This window comes from Mesorhizobium sp. M2C.T.Ca.TU.002.02.1.1 (assembly GCF_003997225.1).
Genome location: NZ_RZTO01000485.1, coordinates 1 through 4770 on the forward strand (window position 1 = coordinate 1; position 4770 = coordinate 4770).

At 66.1% G+C, this 4770-nt stretch carries 4 protein-coding genes; all 4 read right to left on the minus strand.

Annotated elements, in window-relative coordinates; genetic code table 11:
• Positions 1 to 1745 (minus strand): sodium-translocating pyrophosphatase (locus EOD07_RS22925; protein WP_127237083.1); only part of this gene is annotated, 1745 nt, incomplete at its 3' end.
• A 254-nt stretch (positions 1746 to 1999) separates the two neighbouring features.
• Positions 2000 to 2749, minus strand: a complete 750-nt coding sequence (locus EOD07_RS22930) for an ABC transporter permease (RefSeq protein ID WP_040983254.1) — start codon at positions 2747 to 2749, stop codon at positions 2000 to 2002.
• Positions 2746 to 3684 (minus strand): ABC transporter ATP-binding protein, encoded by a 939-nt coding sequence (locus tag EOD07_RS22935; protein ID WP_127237084.1) that lies wholly within the window; start codon positions 3682 to 3684, stop codon positions 2746 to 2748. The genes EOD07_RS22930 and EOD07_RS22935 overlap by 4 nt, the downstream gene beginning before the upstream one ends.
• The coding region (locus EOD07_RS22940; protein ID WP_164772443.1) for an ABC transporter permease at positions 3681 to 4770 on the minus strand (1090 nt) is incomplete at its 5' end. The genes EOD07_RS22940 and EOD07_RS22935, both read right to left, overlap by 4 nt.

The following is a 4770-nucleotide window of genomic DNA, read 5'->3' on the forward strand; positions in this document are numbered from 1 at the left end:
CTGGTCAGGATGTCGACCGCGCGTGCATAATTCGGCTTCGAGGTACCGGCCATGATGCCCTTGTCCTCGCGGAACTGCTTGCGCACTTCCTCGACGATGGAGCCCGCGGCGCGGCCGACGGCGGTCATCGCGATGCCGCCGAAAAGATAGGGGATCAGGCCGCCGAAGATGAGGCCGGCGACCACATAGGGGTTGGAGAGGTCAAAGGAGATCTCGCCCATGCCCTGGAAGTAGGGGTACTTGTCGCCATTGGCGGCGAAGAACCGGAGGTCGTTCGAGTAGGCCGCGAACAGCACCAGCGCGCCAAGGCCGGCCGAGCCGATGGCATAGCCCTTGGTCACCGCCTTGGTGGTATTGCCGACCGCGTCGAGCGCGTCGGTGGAGTGGCGCACTTCCTTGGGCAGGCCGGCCATTTCGGCAATGCCGCCGGCATTGTCGGTGACCGGGCCGAAAGCATCGAGCGCGACGATCATGCCGGCAAGGCCGAGCATGGTGGTGACGGCGATCGCGGTGCCGAACAGGCCGCCGAGCTGGTAGGTGGCGATGATGCCGCCGACGATGACGATGGCGGGCAGCGCCGTCGATTCCAGCGAGACGGCGAGGCCCTGGATGACGTTGGTGCCGTGGCCGGTCACCGACGCCTGGGCGATCGAGTTCACCGGGCGCTTGTTAGTGCCGGTGTAGTATTCGGTGATCACCACGATCAAACCAGTCACCAGCAGACCGATCAGGCCGCAGATGAACAGGTTCTTGCCGGTGATGGCGACGCCGGCAACGGTGCCGACCTCGCCCCAGCCGACCGTGGCGGAGGTGGCGGCGGCAAGACCGACGATCGACAGCAGGCCGGTGACGATCAGGCCCTTGTAGAGAGCGCCCATGATCGAGCCGTTGGAGCCCAGCTTGACGAAGAAGGTGCCGACGATCGAGGTCAGGATGCAGGCGCCGCAGATGGCGAGCGGATAGAGCATGGCCGCGCCGAGAGCCGCGGTGCCACCGAAGAAGATGGCGGCCAGAACCATGGTGGCGACGACCGTCACCGCATAGGTCTCGAACAGGTCGGCGGCCATGCCGGCGCAATCGCCGACATTGTCGCCGACATTGTCGGCGATGGTGGCCGGGTTGCGTGGATCGTCCTCGGGAATACCGGCCTCTACCTTGCCGACGAGGTCGCCGCCGACATCCGCACCCTTGGTGAAGATGCCGCCGCCGAGACGGGCGAAGATCGAGATCAGCGACGCGCCGAAGCCGAGCGAGACCAGCGAGTCGATGACGACGCGATCATTCGGCTGCAGGCCCATCGGCCCGGTGAGGATGGCGTAGTAGATCGAGACGCCGAGCAGCGCCAGGCCCGCGACCAGCAGGCCGGTGATGGCGCCGGACTTGAAGGCGATGTCGAGGCCGGCGGCAAGGCTGTTCGATGCGGCCTGCGCGGTGCGAACATTGGCGCGCACCGAGACATGCATGCCGATGAAGCCGGCGGCGCCCGAAAGCACGGCGCCGATCAGGAAACCGATCGCGGAGGTGATGGAGAGCAGCCACCAGGCGAGCAGGAGCACGACGATGCCGACGACGGCGATGGTGGTGTACTGGCGCGCCAGATAGGCCTGGGCGCCTTCGCGGATGGCCGCGGAGATTTCCTGCATGCGCTGATTGCCCTGATCGGACGCAAGGACCGAACGTGTCGCCCAGATGGCGTAAAGGACTGAAAGCAAGCCGCAGGCGATGACGGCGGTAATGATGGTCATTGCCGGATTTTCCTCGATTGTTGGCCCAAAAGAACCCCTCCCTGGGCCGTTGGAACGGAGATGCATGCCGCGCACGGAATCCACCCCTTGGCTGGGGTGTATGCGAAACAAGGCTTGGAACGTCAAGATATTGTTCGGTTTTTGCCCGGCTTTCGCCCAAAAGAAGAAGGCAGTAAACGTTGTGCCAGCACGGGCCTGGAATTAGATCGATTGAAATGACGCGAGGGCACCTTCGCCCAATCCGCCGACCTGCGCTATTCGGCGCCCTGCCCCATGCGCCGCGCGGCGTAGCGCTCGATCGCCGAGAGGCCGTCATAGATCAGCACCGCGAGCGCGGCGACGATCAGGCCGCCCTGCAGAACGAAGGCAAGATTATTCGAGATAAGGCCCGCGATGATCACCTCGCCCAGCGTCTTGGCGGCAACCGTCGAGCCGATGGTGGCGGTGGCTAGGCTGATGACCACGGAAAGCCGGATGCCGCCGAGGATCACCGGGGCGCTCAACGGCAGCTCGACCTTCATCAGCCTTTGCCAGCCGGTCATGCCGGCGCCGCGCGCCGCTTCCATGACGTTGCCGGGCAGCGTGGTGAGCGCCGTCAGCGCGTTCTCGAAGATCGGCAGCAGGCCGTAAAGGAAAAGCGCGATCAGCGTCGGCTTCTCGCCGAAGCCGACGGCCGGCACGGCAAGCGCCAGCACGGCAACCGGCGGGAACGTCTGACCGATATTGACCAGGCTGCGCGACAAGGGCAGGAACTCGGCGCCGGCCGGCCTGGTGACCAGGATGGCGAGCGCCACCGCGACGATCGTCGCCGCCACGGTCGCGACCAGCACGGTGCGCAGATGCTGCAGGGTCAGCGTCAGCAGGCTGCCCTGGTTGTAGATTGCCGGCGCGCCATTCTCGGTCAGCGGCTTCAGCAGCGGCTCGAACCAACCGGGGCTGGTGATGAAAACCACCAGCAACGCCAGGACGGCCAGCCTCAGCAGCGCGGGCAGCCAGGCTTTCATTGCGGCCTCGCCGCGCGCTTCACCAAGCCTTCGACGGTGACACGGCCTAGCAGCTTGCCGTCGGCGTCCTTCACCGGCAGCGCGGGGCGCCCGGACCATAACAACTCGGCCAGCGCGTCACGCTGCGTGGCGTCACCTGGGATCGCCTCGCCTTCGGCGCCGCCCGGCTCCACGGCATCGCGCACAGGCCCGAGCGACAGCAGCCGGAACGGCCTTTCGCTGGCCCCGACCAGCGTCTCGACGAAATCGCTTGCCGGCCTCGCCAGGATCTCCGCCGGTTTTGCGTATTGCACCAGCTTGCCGGCATCCATGACGGCGATCTTGTCACCCAGATGCACGGCCTCTTCCATGTCGTGGGTGACGAGGATGATGGTGGTGCCGAAACGCTTCTGGATCGCCAGCAGATCCTCCTGCGCCTTGGTGCGGATGATCGGGTCGAGCGCGCCGAAGGGCTCGTCCATCAAAAGCACGTTCGGTTCGGCGGCCAAAGCGCGGGCGACGCCGACGCGCTGCTGCTGGCCGCCGGAGAGCTCGTGCGGATAGCGCGGGCCATAGGCCTGCGGGTCGAGCTGGTACAGCGTCATCAGCTCGTCGACGCGCGCCTTGATGCGGTCCCGGTCCCAGCCGAGCAGCAGCGGCACGGTGGCTATGTTCTGCGCCACCGTGCGATGCGGAAACAGGCCGTGCCCCTGGATGGCGTAGCCGATGCTGCGGCGCAACTGATAGCCGGGCACCGAGCGGTTGTCGGCGCCGTCGAGCCTGACGACGCCCGAAGTCGGCTCGACCAGCCGGTTGATCATCCTGAGCAGCGTCGTCTTGCCGGATCCCGACGTGCCGACGATGGTGGCGATCGTCCGGGGCTCGATGACCATCGAAACATTATCGACCACCGTCGTCGCGTCGTAGCGCTTGGTGATACCCTCAATCTCGATCATGCCGTTTCAACCCTGCGCTTGGTGGCTGTCATCTCGATCACCGCATCAAGGATGATCGCCGCGGTAAAGGCCAGCGCAACGGTGGGCAGCGCGCCGAGCAGCACCAGATCCATCGCCGTCTGGCCGACACCCTGGAAGACGAACACGCCAAAGCCGCCGCCGCCGATCAGCGCCGCGATGGTGGCGAGCCCGATATTCTGCACCAGCACGATGCGGATGCCGGTCAGGATCACCGGAAAGGCGAGCGGAAACTCGACGTCGAGCAGGCGCTGGCGGTCGGTCATGCCCATGCCACGCGCGGCGTCGTTGGCCGCGCGGGGTACACCAGCCAGCCCGACCACGGTGTTGGCCACCACCGGCAGCAGCGAATAGAGGAAGAGCGCCACAAAGGCGGGCGCGGTTCCGATGCCCCTGATGCCGATCGCGGCGGCGCCCGGCACATGCAGGGCGACCCAGCCGAGCGGAGCGATCAGCAGGCCGAAGAGCGCGATCGAGGGAATAGTCTGGATGATGTTGAGCACATTGAGCACCCCTGCCCGCAGCGTCTCGACGCGATGGCAAAGGATACCGAGCGGTATGCCGACGATCACCGCGCCGGCCAGCGAGCCGAGCGCCAGCGTGACGTGCTTGGAGGCTTCTGCCCAGAAGCTGTCGGCGCGGCTGGCATATTCCTTGAGGATGGAGAGGCTGTCCCAGCTTCCCGAAACGAGCAGGGAGGCGATGGCGAGCGCGGCAATTACCAGCACGCCGACGCGCGCCCAGGGCGACAGGTTGAGCCGGGTCAGCACGTCCGCGAGAAGCAAGGTAAAGGCAAAGATCAGCAGCCAGAAACCGGAGGCCGGGGCGATGCGGGCGAACGTGTTGCCGTCGGGCGTCAGGAAAGCACCGGCGACGCCGATCAGGATCGCAAGAGCGACCAGCGCGACGATGCTGGCGGCCAGCCTGATGATGAGCGGTGTCTTCAGCAGAGCGATGATGCCGCCCACGATCACGATCGCCAGCAGCAGCATACCAAGTGTCGGCGGCAACGCTTCGAGGATCGAACGCGCTTGCCCCGGCACGATGCGGTTGGCTCGGAACGTGGCG

Coding starts and splice junctions, on each gene's coding strand:
- EOD07_RS22930 (WP_040983254.1), bottom strand. CDS start 2,749: ATGAAAGCCTGGCTGCCCGCGCTGCTGAGGCTGGCCGTCCTGGCGTTG.
- EOD07_RS22935 (WP_127237084.1), bottom strand. CDS start 3,684: ATGATCGAGATTGAGGGTATCACCAAGCGCTACGACGCGACGACGGTG.